General features: G+C 59.8%; 27 protein-coding genes and 2 pseudogenes. 12 read left to right on the top strand and 17 right to left on the bottom strand.

The window, feature by feature from the left end:
* Positions 1 to 38: 38 nt before the first annotated feature.
* Positions 39 to 410 (bottom strand): helix-turn-helix transcriptional regulator, encoded by a 372-nt coding sequence (locus tag JEY66_RS04425; RefSeq protein WP_240536801.1) that lies wholly within the window; start codon positions 408 to 410, stop codon positions 39 to 41.
* Positions 411 to 629: 219 nt separating this feature from the next.
* Here JEY66_RS04425 and JEY66_RS04420 point away from each other — a divergent pair, with 219 nt between their 5' ends.
* Together JEY66_RS04420 and JEY66_RS04415 are read left to right on the top strand one after the other, a co-directional pair.
* Complete coding sequence (locus tag JEY66_RS04420) at positions 630 to 1,679, top strand: AraC family transcriptional regulator (RefSeq protein WP_018269016.1); 1,050 nt, start codon at positions 630 to 632, stop codon at positions 1,677 to 1,679.
* 347 nt (positions 1,680 to 2,026) lie between these two features.
* Positions 2,027 to 2,725 (top strand): hypothetical protein, encoded by a 699-nt coding sequence (locus JEY66_RS04415; RefSeq protein WP_307724586.1) that lies wholly within the window; start codon positions 2,027 to 2,029, stop codon positions 2,723 to 2,725.
* A gap of 823 nt (positions 2,726 to 3,548) precedes the next feature.
* Here JEY66_RS04415 and JEY66_RS04410 read toward each other — a convergent pair.
* The 8 genes from JEY66_RS04410 to JEY66_RS04375 all read right to left on the bottom strand — a co-directional run bounded on the left by JEY66_RS04410 (position 3,549) and on the right by JEY66_RS04375 (position 8,977).
* Positions 3,549 to 3,911, bottom strand: a complete 363-nt coding sequence (locus JEY66_RS04410; protein ID WP_240536799.1) for a Rossmann-fold NAD(P)-binding domain-containing protein — start codon at positions 3,909 to 3,911, stop codon at positions 3,549 to 3,551.
* Positions 3,908 to 4,486, bottom strand: coding sequence for an NAD(P)H-binding protein (locus JEY66_RS04405; protein WP_240536798.1), 579 nt, complete (start codon positions 4,484 to 4,486; stop codon positions 3,908 to 3,910). The genes JEY66_RS04410 and JEY66_RS04405 overlap by 4 nt, the downstream gene beginning before the upstream one ends.
* 88 nt (positions 4,487 to 4,574) lie before the next feature.
* The gene (locus JEY66_RS04400; protein ID WP_016847957.1) at positions 4,575 to 5,396 is read right to left on the bottom strand and encodes an alpha/beta fold hydrolase; all 822 of its coding nucleotides are present in this window, start codon (positions 5,394 to 5,396) and stop codon (positions 4,575 to 4,577) included.
* Between the two features lie 134 nt (positions 5,397 to 5,530).
* Positions 5,531 to 6,541, bottom strand: a complete 1,011-nt coding sequence (locus tag JEY66_RS04395) for a nitrilase-related carbon-nitrogen hydrolase (protein ID WP_016847956.1) — start codon at positions 6,539 to 6,541, stop codon at positions 5,531 to 5,533.
* Positions 6,542 to 6,658: 117 nt separating this feature from the next.
* Positions 6,659 to 7,057: an AIR synthase-related protein gene (locus JEY66_RS04390; protein WP_016847955.1), complete on the bottom strand. Its 399-nt coding sequence runs from the start codon at positions 7,055 to 7,057 to the stop codon at positions 6,659 to 6,661.
* A gap of 163 nt (positions 7,058 to 7,220) precedes the next feature.
* Positions 7,221 to 7,595 (bottom strand): hypothetical protein, encoded by a 375-nt coding sequence (locus JEY66_RS04385; RefSeq protein WP_016847954.1) that lies wholly within the window; start codon positions 7,593 to 7,595, stop codon positions 7,221 to 7,223.
* A 42-nt stretch (positions 7,596 to 7,637) separates the two neighbouring features.
* The gene (locus JEY66_RS04380) at positions 7,638 to 8,072 is read right to left on the bottom strand and encodes a hypothetical protein (RefSeq protein ID WP_240536803.1); all 435 of its coding nucleotides are present in this window, start codon (positions 8,070 to 8,072) and stop codon (positions 7,638 to 7,640) included.
* Positions 8,073 to 8,104: 32 nt separating this feature from the next.
* Positions 8,105 to 8,977 carry an alpha/beta fold hydrolase gene (locus JEY66_RS04375; protein ID WP_077231036.1) on the bottom strand — a complete coding sequence of 291 codons (873 nt, stop codon included), beginning with the start codon at positions 8,975 to 8,977 and terminating at the stop codon, positions 8,105 to 8,107.
* A 145-nt stretch (positions 8,978 to 9,122) separates the two neighbouring features.
* Here JEY66_RS04375 and JEY66_RS04370 point away from each other — a divergent pair, with 145 nt between their 5' ends.
* Entirely contained in the window at positions 9,123 to 10,079 is a 957-nt protein-coding gene (locus JEY66_RS04370; protein WP_016847951.1) for a GlxA family transcriptional regulator, read from the top strand.
* Positions 10,080 to 10,249: 170 nt separating this feature from the next.
* Positions 10,250 to 11,281: a GlxA family transcriptional regulator gene (locus tag JEY66_RS04365; RefSeq protein WP_016847950.1), complete on the top strand. Its 1,032-nt coding sequence runs from the start codon at positions 10,250 to 10,252 to the stop codon at positions 11,279 to 11,281.
* Here JEY66_RS04365 and JEY66_RS04360 read toward each other — a convergent pair.
* Positions 11,278 to 12,635: pseudogene (locus JEY66_RS04360) on the bottom strand (tyrosine-type recombinase/integrase). The gene JEY66_RS04365 and the pseudogene JEY66_RS04360 sit on opposite strands and share 4 nt — an antisense overlap.
* 132 nt (positions 12,636 to 12,767) lie before the next feature.
* Here JEY66_RS04360 and JEY66_RS04355 point away from each other — a divergent pair.
* A pseudogene (locus JEY66_RS04355) lies at positions 12,768 to 12,860 on the top strand.
* Between the two features lie 220 nt (positions 12,861 to 13,080).
* Here the strand turns inward: JEY66_RS04355 and JEY66_RS04350 are convergent.
* From JEY66_RS04350 to JEY66_RS04330, 5 genes are all read right to left on the bottom strand, one after another.
* Positions 13,081 to 13,776, bottom strand: coding sequence for a VIT1/CCC1 transporter family protein (locus tag JEY66_RS04350; RefSeq protein ID WP_026191915.1), 696 nt, complete (start codon positions 13,774 to 13,776; stop codon positions 13,081 to 13,083).
* 49 nt (positions 13,777 to 13,825) lie between these two features.
* Positions 13,826 to 14,380: a cytochrome b gene (locus tag JEY66_RS04345; protein ID WP_026191916.1), complete on the bottom strand. Its 555-nt coding sequence runs from the start codon at positions 14,378 to 14,380 to the stop codon at positions 13,826 to 13,828.
* 145 nt (positions 14,381 to 14,525) lie between these two features.
* Complete coding sequence (locus JEY66_RS04340) at positions 14,526 to 15,914, bottom strand: sensor histidine kinase (RefSeq protein WP_016847943.1); 1,389 nt, start codon at positions 15,912 to 15,914, stop codon at positions 14,526 to 14,528.
* A complete protein-coding gene (locus JEY66_RS04335) occupies positions 15,911 to 16,576 on the bottom strand; it encodes a response regulator transcription factor (protein ID WP_016847942.1) in 666 nt (221 codons plus the stop codon). Before JEY66_RS04335 ends, JEY66_RS04340 begins: the two co-directional genes overlap by 4 nt.
* Positions 16,577 to 16,906, bottom strand: a complete 330-nt coding sequence (locus tag JEY66_RS04330) for a PepSY domain-containing protein (protein ID WP_016847941.1) — start codon at positions 16,904 to 16,906, stop codon at positions 16,577 to 16,579.
* A 150-nt stretch (positions 16,907 to 17,056) separates the two neighbouring features.
* Between JEY66_RS04330 and JEY66_RS04325 the strand changes: the two genes are divergently transcribed.
* Positions 17,057 to 17,296: a hypothetical protein gene (locus JEY66_RS04325; RefSeq protein ID WP_016847940.1), complete on the top strand. Its 240-nt coding sequence runs from the start codon at positions 17,057 to 17,059 to the stop codon at positions 17,294 to 17,296.
* Between the two features lie 116 nt (positions 17,297 to 17,412).
* Here the strand turns inward: JEY66_RS04325 and JEY66_RS04320 are convergent, their stop codons facing one another.
* Together JEY66_RS04320 and JEY66_RS04315 are read right to left on the bottom strand one after the other, a co-directional pair.
* Complete coding sequence (locus tag JEY66_RS04320; protein WP_016847939.1) at positions 17,413 to 17,949, bottom strand: Spy/CpxP family protein refolding chaperone; 537 nt, start codon at positions 17,947 to 17,949, stop codon at positions 17,413 to 17,415.
* Between the two features lie 97 nt (positions 17,950 to 18,046).
* Positions 18,047 to 18,616: a cytochrome b gene (locus JEY66_RS04315; protein ID WP_016847938.1), complete on the bottom strand. Its 570-nt coding sequence runs from the start codon at positions 18,614 to 18,616 to the stop codon at positions 18,047 to 18,049.
* Positions 18,617 to 18,743: 127 nt separating this feature from the next.
* Between JEY66_RS04315 and JEY66_RS04310 the strand changes: the two genes are divergently transcribed.
* The 6 genes from JEY66_RS04310 (at position 18,744) to JEY66_RS04285 (ending at position 25,268) form a co-directional block, all read left to right on the top strand.
* Complete coding sequence (locus JEY66_RS04310; RefSeq protein ID WP_016847937.1) at positions 18,744 to 19,886, top strand: AI-2E family transporter; 1,143 nt, start codon at positions 18,744 to 18,746, stop codon at positions 19,884 to 19,886.
* A gap of 67 nt (positions 19,887 to 19,953) precedes the next feature.
* Positions 19,954 to 20,130 carry a hypothetical protein gene (locus JEY66_RS04305; RefSeq protein ID WP_157183400.1) on the top strand — a complete coding sequence of 59 codons (177 nt, stop codon included), beginning with the start codon at positions 19,954 to 19,956 and terminating at the stop codon, positions 20,128 to 20,130.
* 220 nt (positions 20,131 to 20,350) lie between these two features.
* Positions 20,351 to 21,184: a universal stress protein gene (locus JEY66_RS04300; RefSeq protein WP_016847936.1), complete on the top strand. Its 834-nt coding sequence runs from the start codon at positions 20,351 to 20,353 to the stop codon at positions 21,182 to 21,184.
* An 11-nt stretch (positions 21,185 to 21,195) separates the two neighbouring features.
* A complete protein-coding gene (locus JEY66_RS04295; RefSeq protein ID WP_016847935.1) occupies positions 21,196 to 21,831 on the top strand; it encodes a hypothetical protein in 636 nt (211 codons plus the stop codon).
* Between the two features lie 25 nt (positions 21,832 to 21,856).
* Positions 21,857 to 24,409 (top strand): cation-translocating P-type ATPase, encoded by a 2,553-nt coding sequence (locus JEY66_RS04290; protein ID WP_026191917.1) that lies wholly within the window; start codon positions 21,857 to 21,859, stop codon positions 24,407 to 24,409.
* 268 nt (positions 24,410 to 24,677) lie between these two features.
* The gene (locus JEY66_RS04285; RefSeq protein WP_018269020.1) at positions 24,678 to 25,268 is read left to right on the top strand and encodes a tetratricopeptide repeat protein; all 591 of its coding nucleotides are present in this window, start codon (positions 24,678 to 24,680) and stop codon (positions 25,266 to 25,268) included.
* Positions 25,269 to 25,300 lie beyond the last annotated feature (32 nt).

The raw sequence follows: 25,300 nt of genomic DNA, 5'->3' as shown, positions 1-25,300 counted from the left end.
TCGCGCGTCTTGCCATTTCGCGCCAATGATCGGAATTGTCATGGCCCAGCGGCGTGAGATTTCTTGCCATGGCTCGCTTGGCTCTGCCGATCGGCAAGTTGCCGCTGCCGGTAAGTGATGGGTTGGATTTTCATCAAACGCACGAAAGTACGGCTGAAGCTGCTGGCGTTGCTGTAGCCGACGAATTTCGCGATTTCCGACAGTCGCTTGCTTGAGTCCACGAGCAAGCGGCAAGCGATGTTCAAGCGAACTTCCGCGAGCATTTCGCTGTGGCTGGTGCCCATGCGACCAAGGTGACGCTGCAACGTGCGCGAGCTGACCTTGAGGGCGCGAGCGGTGCTATCAAGGGTTGCGTCACCGTGTCGCAGCGACGCGACAATGACTTCACGGACCGCCTGGGCCGAAGGCAATCGGACAGCTCTCATCGGTTGGTTTGAGGCGTGAAGCCCGTGCTCCTGCGAGAGAAACGACGCTTCAGGATAAAGCAGCTTCGGGCACCGATCTGGCCATCAGCCGCCAAAACTTTCGTCAAGCGAGATCGTCGGACCTGGCTGCCCGATAAAGACAACGCAAGACGAGTTCCGACCTGCTAAGCTGCGATCGCGGCAAAACTTCTTGGGCAGGTAGTAATGACCGTCATTCCATTGACCCGTTGTCAGTTTCTGATCCCATTCGCTGAACTTCATTCTGAGATAGGCGGCCCGACGGCAGCACTTCTCGCCAAATTTCAACTCCCGACGTCCTTTGAAGAAAAAGCGGATCATTACGTACCTTTGCTGCCGGCCGTTCGGTTCGCGACCGCAGCTCAGCAAAAGCAGGGTCTGTCAGAAATTGCCTTTCGCGCAGCCCAGCGACTCTCGTTCGAACATTTGAGCGAAGCCCTGCGGGCGCGAGTGCGCCATGCGCCAACCCTATTGGTTGCCCTGCAGCAAATATGCCGGTGGGCACCGTGCGAAGATACAATCCTCCAACTATGGCTCGAGCCAAGCGGCGAGAGTTTGAAGATTTGCAGTAAGCTCATTGGAACGGAGGGCATTTCCCATCTTGAGATATCCCAGTGGCTTCAGAACATATTCGTCCTTCACATCGTCCGTCAGTTCGCCGGAGCGAGTTGGTCTCCAAGAGTGATTGCGTTTGAAGCGCTCTATGCGCCGAGCCCCGAGGTCCAGTCGCATTGGCCGAACACGCGCTTTATGTCGGGTCAAAAGGCCTCATGGATCGAAGTGCCGGTAGGGCTCCTCAGTCTCGCAAATCCCGCAAATGACTTTCGGCCGACGCCGGCTGATCACGAGCCGCAGTCATTCGGCAAGGACGTCGTCAGCGCACTGAAGCTGAGCTTGCCCTCCTACCTTGATCAAGGAGGCCTCACGATAATGCAGGCGGCCGAGATGATGGGAGTGAGCACCAGGAGTCTGCAACGGAGGCTTTCACTCGCTGGGCTGACATATTCGGCCCTGCTTGAGCAGGCCCGCTTCAACAATGCGGCCAAGCTCCTGGGCGACACTGACATCAAGATCATCGACGTGGCATTCGCATCGGGCTATGCCGACCCTGCCCACTTCACGCGCGCTTTCCGCCGGATCTCAGGCTGCACCCCGCGGGAGTTTCGGGAGAGGTCGAGGAACGGACAAGTTGCGATCGATCGGCCCGCCTCCCGACCCAATGGCAATCGCGCCTAGAGCATGATCCGGAAAAGTGTGAAGCGGTTTTCCCTCGCGACAAACGCGGAACGCGTTTGCGCGGAGATCATGCTCAAACAAAGAGCTAAAGCGCGATGATGATTCAACCTAATCTCATCGCGCTTTAGGGAAGGTTATCGCCTTGAACGCGCCGTCACGTAACAGCACAGGGCTCCCGGCTCTCGGATCGATCTTGAGCGCTGCATTGTGCGCAATCCTTATCGTCCCGGTTGCGAAGGCCTTTGCCGCAAATGATGATGGCGTTGCCAATGCTTCGGTGCCGGCGATCTATCTCGACCTCAGAACGATCTACGCGCAGGTCCCGGCAGGATCGCTCGCGTTCGCCTTTGGACATCCAACGCTGTTCAATACGCAGACGCTTGCGACATCGGGCGGCGTGGCATTTCCGGTCGGCCTGCCATCAGCGAAATCCCTCAATACCGCTGACGGTCGATGTCACCGAAAACGTCTCGCTCTATGCCGGCGTCTCCGGCAGCTCGACGAACTTCGGAAGCGCCGGCTTTTCGTCCTTTCAAATCACAAGCTGGAACATCGGCTTCCAGGCGGATCTTTACCAGCAGAACGGCGGGACCTTTCCTACGGTGACGCTGCAATCGACCATCACACAGTCGATTCCCAATGGCCCGCTGGGTACAACCTCCTTCAACAACATTCTCGAATTTGACTATGCGCTCGATTCCGATGAGACCAGAGGCCTGCTCAGCGGCTTCCAACACACGCGAACCGACGTCGGCAATGCGTTGGGAAGGATCAACCCGAACACGATTGCCTATGTCGGCGGCTACTATCAATGGCCGAACAATTGGAAATTTACCGGCCGCGTGGGCGTGCAATCCTTCGAGGGCGCGCAGCTTCTGACCCTCACGTCCATTCAGCCCTTCACACAACCGATTGTGCGGCTCGATCTCGATCGCATGGACGACAACGACAATCGGCTGTTTGGCATCACAGCCGAAATCATGTGGGTGCCGAAGCCCGCCTATCAACTGACGGTCAGAACGCCTCTGTACGCAGTCCGCAACTAGCCGGTCCTTCTGACGCGCGAACCGAGGCAGGCACCAAGAAACCTGCTCAATATGACGAGATCTGGTTCCGGGGGCGGGGATTTGAGCGTAGGTAAATCTATCGAGCCCTAGGGAGAGAAATCCGCGAGTGCCCTTCGCGCCGATCATCCAGCGAACGCAATCGTAGAAGATCGTGCTCTAGCGTGGAAAAGCGCAGTTTTGGTGCCCAGGGAGGGAATCATACGCAACCACCGACACGAGGAACCGCTGTTTGTCCTTAGTATGGTAGCGTGAGCGCTTGGCACTTTGGCGGAGGTTCGCTGCATCGCGAAATCGACAATCGCGGGAGCTGCCGCCTCTTGTCCCAACCCTGGCTAGGTCAAATCCTGGAGGCGTGACACCTGGTCTTCGCGAAATGCCGCGAAAAAAGCGAAGGCGACCCTTCCGGGTCGCTGCGCCGATATCGCAATAGCCGGTGGTCGTGGGGGGCACGCAACACCCGATTCTTGCGATTGGTGGAACTGGTCCGCGATTGGCGGAATAGATCGAGCTGTGCCCTCCGAAGGCAAAGGTCACACGTTCGAATCGTGTCGGGTGCGCCAGATTTTCTTTGTTTTACAGCGCGATATGCGCGTCTGAACCGAAATTACGATTCCGTCTCATTCGAACGAGTAAGCAAATCGCTGAAAAAGTGATTGTCGATTGCAGATACATCGCGTTCGGGACGCGAGGAACTCCCCCGAGGGGCCATCTTGGTCAGATCGTGACTTGAAGTGAATGTCGGTATCGGTGGTTGCGTGTGCCCGCAACCACGCTCCTTTGCGAACCCGTGTCTACGATGCGTTTATTCAGCCGCGCTCGAAGGCGCGACCGGTGCGAACGTATGCGCGTTCTTCTGCACGAATTCCCGAACGCTCATCGGACGTATGCCGGTCAGCCTTTCGACATCGTTGCTGAACCGATCGTACCGGTTGTCCTGATGTAGCCCCGCCATGGTCGCCACGTGCGCAACGACATGCTGCGGCATTCCGAAGGCGGCGAGTTGCCCCTTCATGACCTCAAGTGGAACGTTGACATACGAGATCGTGCGACCAAGCGCGGCCGAGAACTCGCGTGCAACCGCGTCCATGTCCTGCGAAACCGGGCCGGTCAGATGGTAGGTCTGGCCGATATGCTCGGCGGGCTCACTCAGTATCTCGGCGATCACCCGAGCGACATCGGCTGCAGCGATGGAGAGTTCTTGCCCATTCCAAAGGGGGCCATGATTTTGTCCTGCAAGGAGACGGTTTTCGCCGTTTGAAGCAACAACCCTTCCATGAAGGCCGTTGGTCGTACTTCCACCACTGGCAGCCCGGACCAGGATAATATCTGCTCCGCCAACCAATGCTGCTTTTGCTGTGGGCTGGGGGTCGTATTGAAGATGTCCATCTCGTTGACGGTCATCTGGGAGAGATTGACGAACGCCTTTACGCCGTGGTGCTTCGCGACGACGGCGACGTTGACAGCCGCTTCGAGATAGGTCGGCGCGACCGACATTGCGAAGCAGAGACGTTCGCACCCTTCGATCGCCCGATGTACCGCCATAAGATCGAGCAGATCGCCAACCACGACTTCTGCACCGAGCGCACGCAACCTTGCGGCCCGCTCGTCGTCCACACGAACCTGCGCCCGTACCTGGAATCCACGGGCGAGAAGCAGCTCCGTCACGGTGCGACCCACCGAGCCGATCCGTCCAGCCGCGCCGGTCACGAGAATCGGAAGTTCGCGTTGTGCCTTGCTCATTTTTCGCCTCACTCAGAATGAATATGCTTTGCCGCACGACGTATCCGCTTTGCCGCTGGTCGATCGGGCAGGAGGATTTCGTCCCCCGTCATCCTTTGAGGAAGGCCAGCAGGTCTGCGTTCACTTGATCGGCGTGGGTGACGCACATGCCATGTGGAGCACCTGCATATTCCTTCAAGTTCGCGTTTGGCAGGATCTTCACCGAACGCCGGGAGGCGATGTCGATTGGAACGACCTGATCGTCATTACCCTGCAGCAGCAGGGTTGGGATCGTCATCTTCCTGAGATCATCCGTGAAATCGGTCTCGGAGAAGGCCTTGATACAATCATACTCTCCTTGGAGGCTCCCCATCATGCCCTGAAGCCAGAAGGAGTCGATCTGGCCCTGCGAAACCTTCGCATTGGGACGGTTGTAGCCAAAGAACGGCATCGCCAGTTCTTTGAAGAACCCCGCCCGATCGGCAACCAGGCTCGAGCGCAGACCATCGAACACGCTCATCGGCGCACTGTTGGGGTTCGTCGGCGTCTGCGCCATGTGCGGAGGCACCGCGGAAATCAGGACTGCTTTCGACACGCGCGATGTGCCGTGGCGGCCAACGTAACGCGCGACCTCGCCGCCACCGGTCGAATGGCCGATCATCGTCGCACCCTTGACGTCGAGCGTCTCAAGCAGGGTGGCGAGATCGTCGGCATAAGTATCCATGTCGTTGCCGGTCCAGGTCTGATCCGACCGGCCATGGCTGCGTCGATCATGCGCGATAACGCGGTAGCCGTGGTTCGCCAGGAACAGCATCTGGGCGTCCCAGGCGTCTGCGGTGAGCGGCCATCCGTGAGAGAAGGTCACGACCGGACCGGCGCCCCAGTCTTTGAAGTAGATCTTCGCGCCGTCTTTCATTGTCGCGGTCGTCATGAGCTTTGATCCTTTGTGAGCGGGTTGGTGGGCTGGCGGTCTGGCGACCTCCGTCGCGTCTGCAAGCCCCGCTTTCGGGAGGCCGAGCGCGGCGACGAAAGCGCCGCCAGTGAGAAGCAGATGCCGGCGTGAGGTCATGAGATTGCTGCCATTACCGGACGCGAGCCGACTTCTTCCAGCGGTTCGCCCGAGTCGAGGAATTCCAGCGCTGGATGCGCGTTGCGCTCAAGCACATGGGACTTTGGCGTGCGATCGATCAGGAGGCTGAGCAGTTCCGGGCGACTGTAGTGACCGCGCGAGTCCATCAAACGCTTGCGCTTGTCGATGGCCCAGAAATCGAGATCGGCAATGACCTCGCCTTCGCGGGATCTCAGCGGCGCGCCCATTAGCTCGCCTTCTGGAGAAACGATTGCGGTAAAGCAGCCGCTGGAGATTGGCTCGATTCTGCTGCCGGTGTCCGTCATGATCCGGGCTTGCTGCTCGGCATCCAGCCAGGCTGTCGCACAGACCACGAAACATCCGGCCTCCAGAGCGTGCTGGCGGATATTGACTGAGATCTGCTCGGAGAAGCCGTCTCCGGCGAACGAGCCGGGATACATAGCTGAGTGAATCTGTTCGCCGTCGGCCATCAAGGCGTAGCGGGCGAGTGGGTTGTAGTGCTCCCAGCACGCCAGTTGACCGATGCGTCCCACAGCGCTGTCCACACATCGCAGCCCGGAGCCATCGCCCTGCCCCCAGACCATGCGTTCATGATAGGTCGGGGAAATCTTGCGACGGTGCTGGATGAGCATGCCGTCGGCATCGAACAGAATTTGCGCGTTATAGATCGTGCCACCATCGCGCTCGTTGACGCCGATGGAGACGACCATGCCAGCTTGCTTGGCGGCCTCGCCGATGGCCCTGGTCACGTCAGACGGCACGGTTACCGCCTGATCAAGTAACTTGTAGTGCTCCGCGCCCATCAGGTAGGGCGCTTCGACGAAGGAAAAATACGGGTAGTAGGGAATGACCGTTTCCGGGAAGGTCGCGAACTGGACGCCTTGGCGCCCAAGCTCGATAATTTTCTTGACCACTTTGCCAACAGTGCCTTCCCGGCTGTAGAGAACGGGACTGATCTGCACGGCCGCGGCTTTGATAACAGGCATCGTGGCGGGATCCTTTTTGGCGGGTTGTTGACGTAATCTTTGGTCCGCCGCGGCGTGGCTTCACCATGCCCGGTCGACCTCGATCGGTTGGCGATGGAGCCTGGAGTGCTACCAAGCTCACAACGAGGTCCGCGGATCGCATTGCGAACGCGGAGGTTCGCCGATGAGCACGGCGAGCGGCGCAAGCGGCCCGAGAGCGATCAGCTCGAATTCCATCATTCCGGCGACGCCGAGTGGAAGCTTCTCCAGGAGTTCGTGCGCCTCTGCCGTGCTGGTGGCGTTCACGATGAAGACAACGCCGCGGCCCTCCGTCTGGGAGAACCACTGCTCGATTTTTCCAGCGAGATGATTGCGAACCGTGGCGCGAACCTCGTGGGGACTGACCGAGGCGATCGCCTCGGGTGTGCCCTTCGCCGTGACCGAGCCGATCGCCAGGATCTTGGTTGTCGGAGCGACAACGGCGGCGAGCGCGGGCAATATCTCGGCATGGACGCGCGGGTTCTTGACTTCAGGCATTTTGCTATTTTCTCTCGCCGCATCGGTGTCGGGGCCGAGAATTACTTTGCCGTATCCCTCAAAAGCACCCGAAGCGGTGCGATCGGGCGGTTACGAAACTACGAAGGCGGTCCGATAGAGCCTGGAGCGCGACCAAACTCACAGTCGAGGCCCGCGGGTCGCATTACGAACGCGGAGGTTCGCCGATTAGCATGGCGAGAGGCGCGAGCGGCCCGAGAGCGATCAATTCGAATTCCATCATGCCGGCTACGCCAAGTGGAAGTTTCTCCAGGAGTTCGTGCGCCTCTGCGGTGCTGGTGGCGTTCACGATGAAGACGACGCCGTAGCCCTCGGTCTGGAAGAACCACTGCTCGATCTTGCCGGCGAGATGGTTGCGAACCGTCGCGCGGACTTCGTGAGGCAGGACGGGAGCGATCGCCTCGGGTGTTCCCTTGGCCGTAACCGAGCCGATAGCCAGGATCTTGGTTGTCGGACCAACAACGGCGGCAAGTGCGGGAAGTATCTCAGCATGGACGCGCGGATTCTTGTTCTCAGACATCGATGTTTCCTTGTCGTTGGATTGGTGTGAGGCCGTCGCGAACTACTTCGCGGGATCGGTCAAAAGCACGCGAAGCGGAGCGATTGGGCCAAGTGGGATGATCTGGAATTCCATCAGCCCCGCCTGGCCGAAAGGAAACCTGCCTAGCAGTTCCAGAGCCTCCTTCGGATCTGTGACGCTCATGACGAAAACGACCCCGCTCTGGTCCTGCTTGAGGTACCACTGGTCAATTTTCCCAGTGAGATAGAGGCGCACCGTGTCGCGCACTTCAGCATCCAGGAGCGGCTTCCATCGCTCCGGCGTCCCCTTGACTGTAAATGTGCCGATCGCCAGCAGTTTGGTCGTAGGGACGTCGAGGCTCGATGATGGCGGCGGAGCGGCCGGCATCGCCGATTGAGCGAGCGAAGCGGTCGGGTTGATCGCCGCCAGTACCGCGGTGAGGCCAATGGCGCGGGCGAGCTTGGCCAAGCGGCCCACGCGAACGGTGAGCCTATCGAGAACGCGGGGACTCATGACAGCATCGCCTTCGCGACTTGCGCGGGCTCATCGGCCTGCAGCCAATGGCCCGCCGGTATGACGGCGAGAGAGGCATTTTTGAGCTGAGATTGACGCCGCTCGGCCATGGCGACGGGGAAGTAGGGGTCGTATTGTCCCCAGATCAGCTTGACCGGAATATCTAGCGTCTTGAGCGCGGTCAGATGCTTGGCGTTTCGGGCGTGTTCATCGAAGAATTCCGCCGCCAACTGCACGAAGGCCGGACCGGCGCCGGGTTGGGCGATGAAGTTGTCGCTGATCAGCGGACCGATGAACGCGCTGAAATGGGGTCTTTGCGCCTCAGGCAAGGGGTCCAGGAATTTCTTCTGCTGCCATTTCAGCAGCCAGCCAAACTGTTCGGGGCTCTGGGCGATCGCTATTGAAAGGGCCTGCATGCTCCGAGTCGCAAAGAGCGTGATCATCTCGGGCCAAAGAACCGTGGAGTCCTCGCTATAGGCCGAGTTGAGCATGATCGCGGAGTCGACGCCTCCCGGATGGGCGAGCGCGTAGTTGAGCGTCGCCATCCCGGAGGAATCGTGAGCCACCGGAACGATCTTTCCCAGGCCCAGCCCCTCGACGACCGCTTCAAGGTCGCCCAGTTGCTGCTTAAAGCTATAGGTAGCGCCAGCGGGCTTGTCCGAGGCGCCGAAGCCCAGGAAATCGAACGTCACCACGCGCCGGCCGCTGGCAACCAGGAACGGGATCAGGTCATCCCAGATATGCAGGTTGTCAGGGAAGCCGTGCATCAGCACAAAGGCCGGACCAGAACCCGCATAATCTCGAGCGTAGACTTTTCCTTCGCCCCTAGAAATGCGATGCTCGACGAAGGCGGCGTGATCAGAAGACATGCATCATTCTTTCTTCCTCACGGAAGCGCTGATGGGGGTCGCTTAGCGGCGAGGAGCCAGTGCGAGATTTGTTGCCTGGACTCTAGCGATTACGGCGGGGCCGACGTAGGTCGTTCTTGCCACCATTCGTGCCACAGGAGCGAAAATGCATCGGGTCGGTTTCATCGTGCCGCAACGGTTTCAGTTGATGAGCCTTGCGGCCCTGACCGCATTTGAAATCGTCAATCTGCCTCCCGCCGACCAGCGCTACGACATCCATTTGCTTTCGGAGCATGGCGGTCCGGTTCGATCTTCCTCAGGCATGACGCTGCAAACCGAACCGTTCGGAGATCCTGCCTTCGATACAGTCATCGTGGGTTCGATCACCGAGATGGACATGCCTTCCTCCGACGCGACGACGATCGCGTTCGTACAGGCAGCCGCCAAGGCGTCGAGGCGGGTCGCCTCGATCTGCAGCGGAGCGTTTGTACTGGCTGAAGCGGGCCTTCTGAGTGGTCGACGCGCGACGATGCACTGGGCCCATGCCGCTAGCTTCAGGGCCCGGTTTCCGAATGTCAGGGCGGAGGAGGACCGGATCTTCATCAATGACGGTCCGGTCTGGACGTCCGCGGGAATGACTGCGGGGATCGACCTCGTTCTGGCGTTGATCGATAATGATCTTGGTCCCGAAGTCGCGAAAATGGTCGCCAGACTTCTGGTCATGAACCAACGTCGGATGGGGGGACAAAAGCAGCATTCCGCACTCCTTGATATGACGCCGAAGTCCGATCGCATCGAATTGGTGCTGGCGCACATCCGTCAAAATTTGCGGAACCCATTGACGATCGAAGAGCTTGCGGCGGTCGCCAACCTGAGCCCCCGCCAGTTCAGCCGCGCCTTTCTGGCCGAAACCGGCCAGTCTCCAGCAAAAGCCGTGGAGCGGCTTCGGCTGGAGGCCGCCAGGTTCATGATCGAAGAGGGGCGGCACACGGTCAATGTTGTGGCGCAGGAAACAGGATTCGTGGACCGCGAACGCATGCGTCGCGCGTTCCTCCGGACCTTCGGTGTGCCACCGGAGATATTACGCCGGAACGCTCGACGGGAGGCGGAAGCGGCTGCCTGACTTCGGGCTGTCAAGAAATACAGGCTTTTGAGTCTAGCTCTCAATGCGGTGCCGAACGGCGCTTTCGGCCATCTGGCTCGTGCGTGAGCATCCGGGTTCGACATCAGAGCATGCCTCTTGGATGATATTCGTCTGGACTATCATCCACATTTCGGACAGTAGGAGCAGCCATGCATCGGGTAGGTCTCATTGTCCCGCACGACTTCCAGCTCTTGAGTCTTGCGCCCATGACGGCATTCGAAATGACGGGATTCGGGCTTGCGAAGCCGCCTCCGACCGATTCCCACTATGACCTCCATCTGTTGTCGGAGCACGGCGGTCCCGTTCGATCTTCCTGTGGTTTGACCGTTGACACCGAAGCATTCGGCGATCCGGCTTTTGATACAATTATTGTCGGCGCGGTCACCGCGTTCGAAATGGCTCCATCGAGCGCAAACCTGATCGCCTTTGTGCAAGAAGCTGCCAAGGTATCAAGGCGCACTGCTTCATTTTGCAATGGCGCGTTTGTTCTCGCCGAAGCCGGACTTCTCGATGGTCGCCGTGCGACGACGCATTGGATTCAAGCGACAAGTTTCAGGGCTCGGTTTCCCGATGTCAGGATGGAGGAGGATCGGATCTATATCAATGACGGTCCGATCTGGACGTCAGCTGGAATGACCGCAGGAATCGATCTTGTTCTAGCGATGATCGATAGGGACTTGGGTTCCGAAGTTGCGAAGGTTGCTGCCAAACTTATGGTCATCAATCAACGTCGGATGGGCGGACAAACGCAGCATTCCGCGCTCCTCGACATGACACCGAAATCCGATCGCATCCAGTTGGTCGTGGCGTACATCCGCCAAAATCTGCGGAATCCGCTCACAATCGAGAACCTTGCGGCGGTCGCCAACCTCAGTCCTCGCCAGTTCAGCCGCGCCTTTCTGGCCGAGACAGGCCAATCACCGGCAAAAGCAGTGGAGCGGCTTCGGCTGGAAACGGCCAGGTTCATGATGGAGGAAGGGCGGCACACGGTTAATGTCGTGGCGGAGGAAGTGGGTTTTGCTGACCGCGAGCGCATGCGGCGGGCGTTCCTCCGGACCTTCGGTGTGCCCCCAGAGGTGTTACGCAGGAATGCTCGACGGGAGGCGGTGACGACTGCCTGCCAAGATGACCGCCAATTATACAAGAAGTTGCCAACCGCGAGTGATGGAAGACCGGACTAGGCCGCCAAGCGGCGTTCTTCTTCGCCGCCTTCGTGGTCGCCGTTGGAAGCCCGCTGTAGGAAGCGGGCCAGCGCGGCTTTTCGCGAATCCCTGTCCAACGCGTAGGCAGTCTGCTTGAACTCTATGCCATCAAGGAGCCCTTGAATGTAGCCAGCGATCGTGTCCGCAGCCATGATGAGCGCTGTGTCAAGTGTATGGATGTATTTACTCGTTACTGAACCTTTGGCATGACCGACCAGCGCCGCGATGGTCACCTCGGTGAAGCCGAGATCGTTGGCGATGCTCGCGAAGCTGTGGCGCAGGACGTGAGGAGTAATATCGGACAGCGCAGAGTCCTCGAAGAGATGCTTCCAATGGTTCGGAAAGCTACCGAACGCGTTGTCTTCGCCGTTCCCGGGAAATACGTATGTGCCGACACTGTTCGTGCGCCGTCGCTCGAGATATTCGACGACAGGCAGGCCGATGGGACGAATGGATTCTCCCTCCTTGCTGTCCTCCAACCGCAAGCAACTCGACTCAGTGTCAGCTTCCGCCCATTTCAACCCGATCATCTCGCTACGCCGGCAGCCGGTCAGCGCAATTTGACGAACAATGTCTACGATCGTGGTGTATTTCTCCTGCGTAGCGGCGTCGCGAAGCATCCGACCCAATATTCGATATTCCGCCTCCGACAGCCGTCGCTTTCTCACGTTGTCCTTTGGCTTGCGGATGCCGTGCGACGGGTTGCTTTCGATGATACCGGCCTCGACGGCGTAGGTGAGGACGCCCCCGAGAAGACCAACGGTGCGAGTGGCCGTTCCGGCGCCGCCTCGGACGATGGCCTTTCCCCGCAGCTTCTTGGTCTTGACCGAGACCCGCGTCTTTCCGGCCATGATGTCCTTGAGGACTTTGTTGATGTCGGTCTTGGTGAGATCCTTGACCCGCCGGGTTCCTATGAGGGGAATGATGTGACGCTCGATACGACCCGTATCGGTGATGATCGTTGAGGCCTTCTTCGGTCGTCCGCCCTTCCCCAGGATGAGACCGGCCTGGAGATCAGCGAAATAGCGGGCGCATAGCTCCTTCACGGTGATCGCCTTGTGATCGAGCTGTCGATCCTCGACGGGGTCGTCACCCCCAGCGACCCGACCGAGCTGCACCTTTGCTTCTCGGCGTGCAGTCTCGGGCGCCCAGGCTCCATGAAGTCCAATTGTGTATCGACGTGAGCGACCACCTATTCGATACTGGATAAGTAGCTGCGCTTGCCTGAACTAAAGACCCGCAGTCCGAAGCCGGGCAGCTCGTCGTCCCAGATCAGGTAGTCCTTTTCTTGGGCCTCCGCCGCCTCGACAACCCTCTTCGTGATCTTGACCATGACATTCCTTCGTTCCGGGCACCCTCCCTCGCGTAAGCGATACGTAAGCAGGCGGGAGAAGATCGATGCGTGTTTTCGGATAGGAACGTCGCTTGTGTGTGTCAGAATATCCAGTTGCTTCAGCTGGATAGCGTAGCGTTGCGTGCCCTATCGCATTTTTCGGATGGGCACGTTATCTTGCTCCGAAGGCAAAGGTCACACGTTCGAATCGTGTCGGGTGCGCCACTTTTTCTTTATTTTACAGAGCGATGTGCACGCCCTAACCGAAACTCCCGGCTCGGTCTGATTGGCACGAGTAAGCAACCCTGAAAAAATGGTCTCGTCGCAAGGCGGAACGCGCGGTTCGCTACCCCCGAGATCTTGTTCGGCGTCCAGGCCTCATGAGTCAGGCCGGGCTTGCCCTTGCCACCCCGAGCTTAAGGCCTGCTGAGCGAACGCGATCGAGCTATCCAAACAAATGCGCGAGCCAATAAGCTGCACCTGCAGCGAGCCCGCCGACCAGAAGCGTCTGCAGCGCAGACTTGACCTTGTTGACGCCGGTGAAATGCCCCTTGATTGCCCCGAAGCAGAGCAGAGCGAAGCCCGTGGCCGCGACCGAAATCTGCAATGCCGTCGTGATGTTGTGCGCCAGCATGTAAGGGATCAGCGGAATTAGTCCGCCGACGATGTAGGAGCCGCCGATGGTGGCGGCGCTGATCGAAGCACGCTTCGGGTCGGGTCGCTCGAGGCCCAGTTCGAAACGCATCATAAAGTCGACCCATCGTCGCCGATCAGCGGCGATCGCGTTCACGACGTTCTGCAAGACGTTTCCTTCCAGGCCATATTCACGGAAGATCGTCTCGACTTCTTCGATCTCCTTCTCGTGCAGGTGATCAATCTCGTAATTCTCGCGGTTCTCTTCGGCCGTGTAGTGCTCGGCATCGGTGCGTGCCGCAAGATAGCCGCCGAGACCCATGGCGATCGCGCCGGCCACAACTTCGGCAAGTCCGGCCGTTACGATCACATCCGTGCTGACGACAGCGGCCGACAGGCCGGCCGCCAGCGCGAACGGCACCGTCAGGCCATCGGCCATTCCGATCACCACATCGCGGACCGACTCCGATGCCGTGAAATGCTTCTCGATGTGTGGCGTGGCAGGCATGATGATCTCCAACGGCCGATCGGGTTGCGGCTATCCTGCTTCCGAGGGCTCAGGATCGTGTGACAGGCAGCATCCGCAACAGCGTCCGATCCCTAAAAATGAAATGATGGACGAGCGCCGCGGCCGCGTGAAGGCCGATCAGCGCCAGCATGCCGTTGGCGAGCACTTCGTGAACTTCCTTGACATCATGCGCAAAAGCGCGGTCGGCCGGCCATGGCGAAGCGATTTCGAACAAGCCAAAGATCGGTAGCGCATGCCCACGCGCGAACTGCAGCACGATTCCTGCAATCGGCACCGCAATGAGCGCCACGTAGATCAGATAGTGGACCGCTTTGCTCGCCCTCTTGCCCCACGAGCCTAGCGGCGACTGTTCCGGCGGCGGCGGCGGATCGCGCAGACGCCAGAATAGGCGGGTGATCGCGAAGGCGATAACGGCAAGGCCGAGCGACATGTGAACAAACAGACCGGTTTCGCGCGGCGCGCCGCGAGGCAATTCGTCGCCGAATTGCCCGATGAGCCACGCGCCCAGAACGAGCACGACGACCGCCCAATGCAGCGCCATTGCAACCGCACCATAACCTCGGGACGAGTTTCGAGCACGCATGTTGAACACTCCATTTCAAGCACTAATGACCGACCTGTCGCCGTTGATGCGGTCGAGCGAGATCGGCCGATGCAGGATTGATAGCTCAAACGCGCCGTCGGCAACCTGACTGAAATTGTCAGCAAATTGTCAGGATCAAGACAGGTCAGGCCGTTGCTCGGTTACGTTTTATGCGGGAGTTGGGGTCGGTATCGGGAGCAATTGTCACCCGTGCGCCGCCAAGTTCCGAGCGGGTGATCTGAAGGTGCCATCTGTACGCTTCGAGGACATCCTGGACAATTGCGAGGCCCAGCCCCGAGCCCGAACCCTGTTCGTCCAGTCGTCCGCCCCTTTCGAGTACGCGCGCAATCTGGTCTTCGGGAATGCCCTCACCATCGTCCTCAACGACCACCGATAGCGGGTCGGCAATGGCCGCGATGCGAACTCTCGCTTTGGCGTGACGCGCGGCGTTCTCAAGAAGATTGCCGAGCACCTCGGCAAGATCAGTGCGATCAAGCGGAATGCGCAACCCTTCTGGAATTGAACGTTCAAACAGGATTTTTTCCCCACTGGACGTCCGTGCGAGCGTGGTCAGAAGCGAACTCACGAGGGGACGAAGCTCGCTCATCGCGGCCCCGGTGCTGCCCGTCCCGCTGCGCAACCGAGCGAGCGCCAGCTCCCGGTCGACATGGCGGCTCATTGCGTCGGCAACCGCTTCGATATCCTCGGCCGTTTTGTCGTCGCCCCGCTCGCGGAGACGGGCCGCGTCGGAAGTTAGCGCCGCAAGCGGCGTCTTGAAGCCGTGAGCGAGATCGGCCGCACGACCGCGAGAGCGCGCGATCTCCCGCTCTTGGGCGTCAATCAGCGCATTGACTTCCTCGACCAGTGGGCCCACCTCGCTCGGTACAGCAGCAGGAAGGCGCTTCCTGTGACCCGCCCTGATCTCGGAAATGCCGCGGCGGAGAACGGCAAGCGGCCGCAGACCAAGGCTGACCTGGACCGAGGTCGCGATCGCCAACACGGCTGCGAGCAACGCGAGCGCAACGAATAGATCCTTGGCGAAGGCTTTCACCGCTACCGCTGCCCGCGACAAATCCGACGCAACCGCCGTCCGAACGCGCACGCGCCGATCGCCAACCGTCATCAGCACGCCACGTTCTGCGACGAGCACGCGGGCGTCGCCCGGCCCATTGACCTCATGCTGATGCACTTCGCTCGGGCCGGGTTCATCAGGTGGCAAGCGAAGCGTCGTATCCCACAACGAACGCGATCGCAGCATCTGTTCGCGATCGTCGGTCACCTGCCAGTAAAGGCCGGACAGCGGCTCTTCGAACCTGGGATCGGCAGGTTGCCGGTTAATTATGAGGTGCCCATCAGAACCGACGTCGATGCCGGCAAGTAGTTGCCGGAGATGGACGTCGAGATCGGCCGCCATCGCGCGCGACACATGACGCTGAAATAGCACGACAAAGCCTGCACCGGCCACGCCAAGTGCGACCAGGATGGCGATCATGCCACCGGCCACCAAGCGAAGCCGCAAGGAGGTCCATTTCATGGATGTGGCCCCGGCACGGAATACCCGAACCCGCGCCGTGTCTCGATCACTTCTTGTCCCAGCTTCTTGCGCACCCGGCGCACCAGGACCTCCAGCGCGTTCGAGTCGTGCTCCTGCCCGGGACCATAAACGTTCTCGTCTAGCTCGTGCTGTGGCACCACACGACCCCGGTGCCGCAGCAGATAGGCGACGAGGCGGTATTCGAGCTGCGACAACGCGACGGGGATCCCGCGCAAGCTAACCTTCATCTGACGCTCGTCCAGGGTCAAATCGCCGGCGCTCAGGACTGAAGACGCGTGACCAGAAGACCGCCGGACAATCGCGCGCAAGCGCGCGAGCAGTTCCTCGGTCCGGAACGGCTTTGGTAGATAGTCGTCGGCGCCGGCGTCGATCCCGTCGACGCGCTCCGCCCAACTGCCGCGCGCCGTCAGGATCAGGACCGGCATTTGGCGAGCGTTGGCCCGCCAGCGCTTGAGCACCGAAAGTCCATCCATTTCGGGCAAGCCAAGGTCGAGAATGACAGCGCCGTAATCTTCGGTGTCGCCGCGAAACCAAGCCTCCTCGCCGTCGCGAACGATCTCCACCACGTAGCCGGCAGCTTCGAGCGCACGTGCGACGTCTGAGGCAATCCGGCGATCATCCTCGACCAGGAGCACGCGCATCTATTTTTCCTCGATCTGTTCAATGTTGCCGCTGCGCGCGTCAACGTGCACTTCGAGCACACGGCCGCCACGATCGATCACTCGGAACTCATAAAGCCAGCGGCCCTCTTCACGATTGATTTCAATGCCTGTGATATCACCGGGCACCTTTCCCCGAACCCGTTCCAGGATTTGGGAGAGCGGCAAGACCTCGCCGGCCTCCACGGCACGGCGTACCGCGTCCCGGCGTTTCGGATCGTCGTCACGCGCGACGGTTGGCGCTGCTGTCGACGCAAATGTCACGAGCAGAAGTGCTATCCGGGCCACGGTGAAGGGGTGGTGCAGGCGCATCTGTTTCTTACCTAGTTTCGGCTCGAATATGCCGGAAGCGACCTGACATTTGGCTGATATGAATCAACAGGGGAGCGTCAGCGCCTTTGCGTCATGTTTACGATCGGCGCGGCCGAATGACCGGCCGGCTCAAAGATAGGAGAACTGACGATGCGTAAGGCAATGATCCTGACGACTGTGGTGGTCGGGATTGGCGGTCTGGTGGCCGCAGCCCATGCCGGCCAAGACAGGATGCCGGAGAAGGACAGCTCCCAGGTAACGGCCCAGACGGAAAGTCTCCACAAGGACGGCGAGCATCTGGGCACGCCACGCGACGAGCGGTCCCGCGAAGCCCACAAGCGGTATCGTGAGGAGCGCAGGGAAGCTCATGAGGAGGACGATCGGGACTAACGAACTGTGTAGCATGCCGGAGCTGGAATGCCGGCTCCGGCATTACGCGGACGAAATTGGGAAATACGCCAGAACCAAACCGCTGGAACGGCGCACCCTTTTTTCTGTTCCCTCCGTCACATCATGCCCATTGGACCCCAGAACAACTGATCTGCTGCCTTCTTCTGGCCGTCGCTCAGCGCTGCATAGAGCGGCTTCAGCGTCCTATCCATGGCACGCACGGCCTCGAGTTGCGCGGCCATTAACTGCTCATTTTGATCAAGGCGGTCGGGCAAGCTTACTGGAGAGTCCGGCTTGCCCATCATAGTTGTACAACGGGCACTCATCGCTTTCGCGTTGTCGCGTGCGGCGACGGCGTAAGCGTTCCAGAGCGGCTCTTGGGCATCCGTCACCTTGAGCTCCGCTTTGACATAAGCGAGACGGCCATCGATATGGCTGGCCATCGCACTACACATCGCTTCCGCCGATCCGCTCCGTCCCATGATCCAAGGGCCCATAGCACCATGGCCCATCATGCCAGGTCCCATGAACCCGTAACCCATCATACCGCGGGGACCCCAAGTCTGCGGGGACTGGTCCTGGGCAACGGCCGTGCCGACGATTGCTGACACGATAGCAAGCGCAACCACGGTACTCTTGACCACCGATCTCATGACGCGCTCTCCTCATAGAAATGAGCGAACACGCGCATGATCGCATCAACCGCAACCGGCGCCTTGATATGGGTCAACTGACTCGAGTCCAGATCTTCTACATCTGTTTGCGCATTCGCGGCAGCATGCGCTTCAGGGTGCTGTCGCCAAAAACGATGTGATGCACGAGAGCAGCGGCCATATGGAACACGGCCAGGATTACGAGAAGGTTAGCAAGAATTTCATGCACTTCCTTGAGGTTGTGCGCGAACGCCTTGTCAGCGAGCCACGGCGATGGAATCTCGCCAATGCCGAATAGCGGCAGCGAATGACCTTCTGCGAACTGCAGCGCGATGCCGAAAGCTGGTACCAGCACCAGCAATCCATAGAGCACGTAATGCATCAACCGGGATGCGGGATCGGTCCATTCGACCAACCATCTGCCGAACTCGGTGGGAACGATTTTCGGTGGCGGATTTGCGATGCGCCAAGGAATTCGGACGACTGCGACAACCAGAACGGCCAGTCCGATCCAGATGTGCGTCAACAATCCTGATTCTTGTGCCGCCCCTTCAGAAAGTTCTTCGCCGAACATGCCCAACGTCCAGGCAATGATGACGAGAAGAACCGTTATCCAATGCAAGGTCTTGGCAACGGGGCCGTAGTCATCGCGCGCTATGGTCTTCATGGCTTTGACCCTCCCATCGCAAAATAGGCCGGACCGAGCGTGCGAAGTTGATCTGAATCAACGGGAAAACCCTCATTCCGGCTTGATGTGTCGCTTGCGATTTGCGCGGCTCCTGGAACGAGCGAGCATGGGAAAGCTGGACATTGTCGTTACACCTCAGGCTAGGGAGCGGACCAAACCAACAGCTCCATCATTTGAGCGCGCCCTCTTGGTGCTGTCCGTTGTCGGTGTGGCGGGTTTTGCCGTTTGGAAGCTTTCGGACGTGCTGGTTCTCGCTTTGGGGGCGGCTCTTCTGGCCTTGCTGTTGCGCGGCCTTGCCCATGAGCTAAGCCGCCGGACGCGAATACCTGAGGCTTGGGCCGTCGTGCCGGTCGTTCTCTTCCTTTTCGGATCCATTGTCGCTGTCGGCTGGCTGTTTGGCTCGCAAATCGCATCGCAGTTCAACCTCCTCGCAAAGGACTTGCCGCAAAGCCTCACGCAGCTCGTGCATGAATTCGGATCGAGTTCGTGGGGTGCGTGGTTTCTCGGGCACGCGCAGGACATCAACCTTGGTACCGCGACCGCGCCAGTTGCGAGCTACGTTGCCGCACTGTTTGGTTCCGTGTTCCGGACTGCGGCTTACATCGCCGTCTTGTTGTTCGCCGCGTTGTACTTTGCCGTGCAGCCCACTCGTTATCTTGACGGCTTGTTACGGTTGGTGCCGGCACCTCGGCGTGACGGCGCGAGGGAAATGCTTGAGCTTCTTGGAACCACGCTCAAGCGCTGGATCATCGGCCAGTCGATCACAATGGCGGTAGTCGGTACGTTGACTGCAATCGGCTTGGCATTGCTCGGCGTCACCGCACCCATAGCATTAGGTTTGATTTCCGGCATGTTTGCCTTCGTTCCCTATGTCGGCCCGATCCTAGCCTCAGTGTCGGGGATACTGGTGGCTTCAATGCAAGGGCCAGTGCTGGTAGGCTATGTCGTTGCCCTTTATGCCGGCATTCACTTCGTTGAGGGCAATCTCATTACGCCGCTGGTCCAGGCCGAGGCCATCGAACTGCCCCCTGTTCTCACCCTTTTCGCAACTTTGGTCTTTGGGCTTCTATTGGGCCCGGTCGGCGTGTTGTTGGCGGCGCCACTCGCGGTCGTTCTGCTCGTCGCGGTGAACGCACTCTATATCGAGGGGATACTCGGCGAACGCCGCGCATGGCCGTCCGCCCCGCTCAATAAACCAGCGTCCGATGAAGCCGCCGAAGAGTGCGCCGGTCCACGCACCCGCGATTAGGAAGATCAGCCCAGGCACGACGCGAAGAGCGAAAGCACGGCTCCCACTGGTCGACGCGACGGTGATCTTGCTGATCGTGTTCGTTGACGGAGACGGCAGCAGCATGAGTATCGACAAGCTCTGCGATTGCGGCACCGATCATCAGGCCGCTTTCTCCGAAGGCCTCGCGCAAGCTCGCCGATATCAGCATTATCAACAGTCGAGAGAACAGCGCCGGCTACGGCTCGCGCCCCCATGGAACTAATTGTTGCGATGCTTGAGATGAAGCCAGACGCAAGCCCCGCTATTGCAAGCCCGGCGCGTGAGCCAAGAGCGAAGCAGTCGCTGCACAGTTCATGGATCGGGCCGAACGGGCAGCCGGGTCAATCGGAGCGGCGAAAATCGGCTGCTGGTGGCTGCGATAGATCAATAATGCCCTGCAAACTGCAAGCTAGGCTCAAGGGGACATTCTGCCGGAGAGTCCAATGGCGATTAGAGATATGCTCCTCACCCTCACGAGCTACCCTGAGCCGACGCCCGCTTCGGTCATTGACCGGGCGGTGTCATTCGCGTCGTCGCTTGGTGCACATATAGCCGCGATCTGCTGCGAAGTTCACGTCCAGGTCCCTGGCAGCTTGATTTCCTTTGGAGCCGCTGGGGCGATCGCTGCCAGTGAGGCACACCGAAGCCGTGACAGTGCGCAAGCCCTCCTTGCCGCTTTTGAGGCGGCCGCGCAGAAGGCTGGCGTGTTGCATGAGATCATCCGTGAGAAGAGCTTGAGCCATCGCGTACCGGAGCGGCTGGTCGAGTACGCGCGGCTGCGTGACCTCGCGATCGTTTCAGTGCCGGAATCCTATGATCAATGGAACGCCGAAGCGATCATCTTCGGATCCGGACGGCCGACCCTGGTATTGCCGGAAAGCGCGCCTTCCGGGCCATTCGAGTTGAACACCGTCGTCGTCGCATGGGACTTCAGCCGTTCGGCCGCCCGGGCAGTTGCCGACGCTATCCCGATGCTGGAGAAGGCAAAGAGAGTGCACGTCGTCACGGTGACGAACGAGAAGGTCATCGATACTGAGCACTCGTCCGAGGAACTTGCGAAGAACCTGTCGAGACACGGCGTCGATGTCACGCTTGACAGGGTAGATGCGGCGGGCCGATGGATCGGCGATGTTCTCACACGGGAGGTGGCTTCCCACAACGCGGACATGCTTGTGATGGGGGCCTATGGGCACTCGCGCTTTCGCGAATTCATCCTTGGCGGCGCAACCAAGAGCATGTTGTCGAAGCCGCTGCTTCCCATTCTGTTCTCGCACTGACGGTGACAGATGTGGCGTTTGAGGGACCGACGATAAACCGAGGTGGGATTGGAGAGCGAGATAGCGGTATAAGCGCTGGGACGATTGAAGTTCGCGTCGATGACATCGCACAACTCTTCCATACGCTTGATCCATTTCCGTTTCGCGAGAAGGATCTCGACCGGGAAGCTGAGGAATATATTGTAGGATGGGCCAGAGAACTCCCTGCGGACCACCCATTCAGGATCGTTGTCCACTTTCCGGATGATCAGTCGCAAACAGACCTGTCGCGAGACCTGCCGGAAGCCCTTGGCAAATACTTCGCTAGTCGTGCAGGTGTCATTCAGGGCGACCTGAACGAGCTGTTCCGAATCGGCCGCCGATCTCTTGCAATAGGCGTGGCGATTCTCGTCGCTTGTTTGCTCGCATCAAACCTGGCATCTGGATTTCTCGCCGACGCCTCGTTCAAAAAGATGGTCGAGGAAAGCTTCCTGATCCTGGGATGGGTCGCCAATTGGCGGCCGCTTGAAATCTTTCTTTATGACTGGTGGCCAATCGCGCGACGACGCGATCTTTACCACAGGCTGTCGGCTGCAACGGTTGACAGGAAGCCATACCAAGGAGCGGCTCGAGCGCGTACCACATCGCGTTCGACCAGCGCACCGTAGCTAAGCGAGCCTAAAATCAACAGCCATGAAAGTCGATGACAGCTTACCCGGACACCTGGCTGGCCTCAGCGAAAACGAGGCTCAAGTGCGATTCGCCGCCGAAGGACCAAACGAACTGCCGCAGCCGGATCGTCGAACACCATTCCGCATTGTGCTGGAAGTTCTGCGCGAGCCGATGTTCGCCCTGTTGCTTGGCGGCGGCGCCATCTATCTGCTTCTCGGAGATATCAAGGAGGCACTGATCCTCCTTGCTTTTGCTCTGCTGTCGATTGGAATTACGGTGGTTCAGGAGACCCGCACCGAGCATGTGCTCGAAGCGCTACGTGATCTGGCAAGCCCGCGCGCGCTGGTCATTCGGGACGGCGTGCGCAAGCGGGTCTCCGGACGCGAAGTGGTGCGGGGTGATGTTATCCTTTTGGCTGAGGGTGACCGTGTTCCGGCCGACGCACTGCTGCTCGAAACGCGTGACTTGCAGACCGACGAGTCTTTATTGACCGGTGAGTCCGTAGCTGTCCGCAAGCTGATGTCGCCCACCGCAGCGCGGGCTGTGGCAGCTCCGGGCGGTGAGGATTCGCCTTACGTCTACTCCGGCTCATTGGTGGTTCGCGGCAGCGGCACGGCAGAGGTCATCGCTACGGGCGCCAACAGCCAAATGGGCAGGATCGGTCAACTGCTGCACGGCCTCCAGCCAGAGGCGCCGCGACTGCAGACCCAGACCCGCAGTCTGGTGCGGGTGGCGGCGATCGGCGGCGGGACCGTCAGCGTGATCGTCATGGTGCTCTACGGACTCTTCCGCGGCGGATGGCTGGAAGCGCTGCTGGCGGGAATTACCATCGGCATGTCGATGCTGCCGGAAGAGTTTCCGGTAGTGCTCACGGTGTTCATGGCGATGGGCGCATGGCGAATCTCACGCGCCCGGGTCTTGACCCGGCGCTCAGCCGCGATCGAAACCCTTGGATCGGCGACCGTGCTGTGCACGGACAAGACCGGCACGCTGACCGAAAATCGGATGTCTGTCGCTGAACTAAGGACGGCAGAAGGTGAATGGCGTCGCGGCGACACTGGTCCGGCCGCGCAGAGCTTCCGCGACGTCGTCACCTACGGCGTTCTGGCTAGCGCTCCGGAAGCATTCGATCCAATGGAAAGGGCGCTCCGCGACCTCGCGGACAGCCTATCCGGACAGGAAAGTCATTCACGGATTTCCGGCGCAAAGCTGGTGAAGACTTATGGACTAAGGCCGGAGCTTCTCGCGGTCACGCAAGTCTGGGCGCCGGAGGGCCGCGAGCCGTCGATCGTGGCAGCCAAGGGAGCTCCCGAGGCCATTGGTCGGCTGTGCCGGCTCTCGAAAAGTGAAAGCACCGATCTCGAAGCTTCCGTGGTCGCCATGGCGGCCGAAGGGTTACGTGTCCTGGCTGTCGCGCAAACTCAGCATATCGGGCAGGGCCTGCCCGACGCTCCCACCGAATTTACCTTCACACTTCTCGGCCTTATTGGCTTCGCCGATCCGCTGCGTGCAAGTGTTCCAGACGCGGTGCAGCAGTGCCAGTCGGCCGGCATCAGGGTCGTTATGATCACCGGCGATTATCCGGCGACCGCCCTTGCCATCGCGCGCCAGGCCGGCCTTGCGGCAAATGAGGTGGTGACGGGTGATACGATTGGCAAACAGGACGATGCTGCGCTGATCTCACGCACGCGGAACTCGTCGGTATTCGCGCGGATCGTGCCCGAACAAAAGCTGCGGATAGTTGAAGCGCTGAAAGGCGACGGGCAAATCGTCGCAATGACCGGCGACGGCGTCAACGACGCGCCGTCGTTGAAGGCGGCGCATATCGGCATCGCCATGGGCGGCCGCGGCACGGATGTCGCGCGTGAAGCCTCCTCCATCGTGTTGCTCGATGATGATTTCGGATCGATCGTCACCGCGATCCGGCTGGGCCGTCGGATCTATGACAATCTCCGCAAGGCAATGAGTTTCATTGTTGCGGTCCACGTGCCGATTGCTGGCCTCGCCATACTACCGCTTGTTCTGGGATTGCCCATCATTTTCAGCCCTATCCACATCGCTTTCCTTGAATTGGTCATCGACCCGGTCTGCTCCCTGGTCTTCGAGGCCGAAAAAGAGGAGGAAGATGTGATGCGTCGGCCGCCACGCTCACCGGCCGAACCGCTATTGCCGCTTCCATTGATCGGTTGGGGAGCGTTGCAGGGCGGCCTTGCCTTTGCAATGGCCGGGGGCATTTTCGCCTTCGCGCTCAAGAACGGTATGCCCGACGACGAAGTGCGCGCGCTCACATTTGTGGCGCTCATCCTTGGCATCTTCAGCCTGATCTTTGTGAACCGCTCTTTCGGTTCGTCCCTAAAGCTCGCGATGGTTCGCCCAAATATGGCGCTACTGTCAATCCTGCTCGCGGTTTGCGCGATGCTTGGTCTGTGCCTGAGCGTTCCGGCCTTGCGCGAGCTGTTCCGGTTCGGCGTGCTACATCTCGACGATCTTGCGCTGACGACGGGATCGGCGCTGCTGATCCTTGTCGCGCTGGAACCGCTGAAGCCCTTCTGGCGCACGCGACTTAGGACCTGAACAACCAAGTCTGCAAAGCTGTCTTGACGCTGGCTTCAGCCCCGATGATCGGTAGCGAACGATTTGAGTCGGGCGACGGGAGCCTGTTCATGTGTGTCAGCCAACTGTCAGCTGCGACCTGCCATATTGGATGCACCATCAAAATCAGCCAAACTCGTGTGCTTTCTAAACTAGAGGGCGTTTGCGTTGTCTACTTTCGACGTTGATTGGACCGATCTCGGGACGAACGGCTCGCGCGAGGGTCGGTTTGATCGTAGCTGGCGCAACCATGATTGCGATGCTGGCAGCGCCTTCACTGTCGTCGGCCTTAGCCTTAAGCGACGAAGACTGGGACTCTTGCGCGCGCGCTGCCGAGTTCTTGTCTGATCGTCCGATCCGAGGTTGCACCGCCATAATCAAGGCAGGTGAGCGGGTCCTCGCCCAACTCGTCGCTGCATACAACAATCGGGGTCTGGTCTTCAGATCGAATGGCGAGATCGACCGAGCCATAGAGGATTATGATCGGGCGATCCGCCTGATGCCGGATTATTACGTCGCCATCAACAATCGCGGCGTCGCTTTGACGGCCAAGGGCGACTTCGATCGTGCCATCGCAGATTTTGATCGTGCCGTTCAATTGAAGCCCGACTATCTCGCGGCATTCGGTGCTCGAGTGACGGCTTACGCACGCAAGGGCCTGTTCGATCGCGCGATCGCCGACCTTGACGTGGTTATCAAAGCTGATCCGAAGAATGCGGCTTTGATCCGAGAAGGCGGAGCATTGAAGTTGAAAATCGGCGACCGGGTCGGCGCAGAGGCGGATTTTGGCCGAGCCGAAGCGCTTACCTCCGGCCGTGTCCCGCCAGAGCGCCCCAGATGATGCCCGCTCCGATCTGAGGGGAGCGGCCACGG

Source organism: Bradyrhizobium elkanii USDA 76 (assembly GCF_023278185.1).
In the GTDB taxonomy this organism is placed as follows: domain Bacteria; phylum Pseudomonadota; class Alphaproteobacteria; order Rhizobiales; family Xanthobacteraceae; genus Bradyrhizobium; species Bradyrhizobium elkanii.
Note: the sequence above shows the minus strand (reverse complement) of the source record. Positions and strands in the feature narration are given on the sequence as shown.

What these genes read in the sequence shown, in the direction of transcription:
- JEY66_RS04420 (WP_018269016.1), top strand. Translation starts at nt 630, where the DNA reads ATGACCGTCATTCCATTGACCCGTTGTCAGTTTCTGATCCCATTCGCT.
- JEY66_RS04405 (WP_240536798.1), bottom strand. Translation starts at nt 4,486, where the DNA reads ATGAGCAAGGCACAACGCGAACTTCCGATTCTCGTGACCGGCGCGGCT.
- JEY66_RS04400 (WP_016847957.1), bottom strand. Translation starts at nt 5,396, where the DNA reads ATGACGACCGCGACAATGAAAGACGGCGCGAAGATCTACTTCAAAGAC.
- JEY66_RS04395 (WP_016847956.1), bottom strand. Translation starts at nt 6,541, where the DNA reads ATGCCTGTTATCAAAGCCGCGGCCGTGCAGATCAGTCCCGTTCTCTAC.
- JEY66_RS04390 (WP_016847955.1), bottom strand. Translation starts at nt 7,057, where the DNA reads ATGCCTGAAGTCAAGAACCCGCGCGTCCATGCCGAGATATTGCCCGCG.
- JEY66_RS04385 (WP_016847954.1), bottom strand. Translation starts at nt 7,595, where the DNA reads ATGTCTGAGAACAAGAATCCGCGCGTCCATGCTGAGATACTTCCCGCA.
- JEY66_RS04375 (WP_077231036.1), bottom strand. Translation starts at nt 8,977, where the DNA reads ATGTCTTCTGATCACGCCGCCTTCGTCGAGCATCGCATTTCTAGGGGC.
- JEY66_RS04370 (WP_016847951.1), top strand. Translation starts at nt 9,123, where the DNA reads ATGCATCGGGTCGGTTTCATCGTGCCGCAACGGTTTCAGTTGATGAGC.
- JEY66_RS04365 (WP_016847950.1), top strand. Translation starts at nt 10,250, where the DNA reads ATGCATCGGGTAGGTCTCATTGTCCCGCACGACTTCCAGCTCTTGAGT.
- JEY66_RS04350 (WP_026191915.1), bottom strand. Translation starts at nt 13,776, where the DNA reads ATGCCTGCCACGCCACACATCGAGAAGCATTTCACGGCATCGGAGTCG.
- JEY66_RS04345 (WP_026191916.1), bottom strand. Translation starts at nt 14,380, where the DNA reads ATGCGTGCTCGAAACTCGTCCCGAGGTTATGGTGCGGTTGCAATGGCG.
- JEY66_RS04340 (WP_016847943.1), bottom strand. Translation starts at nt 15,914, where the DNA reads ATGAAATGGACCTCCTTGCGGCTTCGCTTGGTGGCCGGTGGCATGATC.
- JEY66_RS04335 (WP_016847942.1), bottom strand. Translation starts at nt 16,576, where the DNA reads ATGCGCGTGCTCCTGGTCGAGGATGATCGCCGGATTGCCTCAGACGTC.
- JEY66_RS04330 (WP_016847941.1), bottom strand. Translation starts at nt 16,906, where the DNA reads ATGCGCCTGCACCACCCCTTCACCGTGGCCCGGATAGCACTTCTGCTC.
- JEY66_RS04325 (WP_016847940.1), top strand. Translation starts at nt 17,057, where the DNA reads ATGCGTAAGGCAATGATCCTGACGACTGTGGTGGTCGGGATTGGCGGT.
- JEY66_RS04320 (WP_016847939.1), bottom strand. Translation starts at nt 17,949, where the DNA reads ATGAGATCGGTGGTCAAGAGTACCGTGGTTGCGCTTGCTATCGTGTCA.
- JEY66_RS04315 (WP_016847938.1), bottom strand. Translation starts at nt 18,616, where the DNA reads ATGAAGACCATAGCGCGCGATGACTACGGCCCCGTTGCCAAGACCTTG.
- JEY66_RS04310 (WP_016847937.1), top strand. Translation starts at nt 18,744, where the DNA reads ATGGGAAAGCTGGACATTGTCGTTACACCTCAGGCTAGGGAGCGGACC.
- JEY66_RS04300 (WP_016847936.1), top strand. Translation starts at nt 20,351, where the DNA reads ATGGCGATTAGAGATATGCTCCTCACCCTCACGAGCTACCCTGAGCCG.
- JEY66_RS04290 (WP_026191917.1), top strand. Translation starts at nt 21,857, where the DNA reads ATGAAAGTCGATGACAGCTTACCCGGACACCTGGCTGGCCTCAGCGAA.
- JEY66_RS04285 (WP_018269020.1), top strand. Translation starts at nt 24,678, where the DNA reads ATGATTGCGATGCTGGCAGCGCCTTCACTGTCGTCGGCCTTAGCCTTA.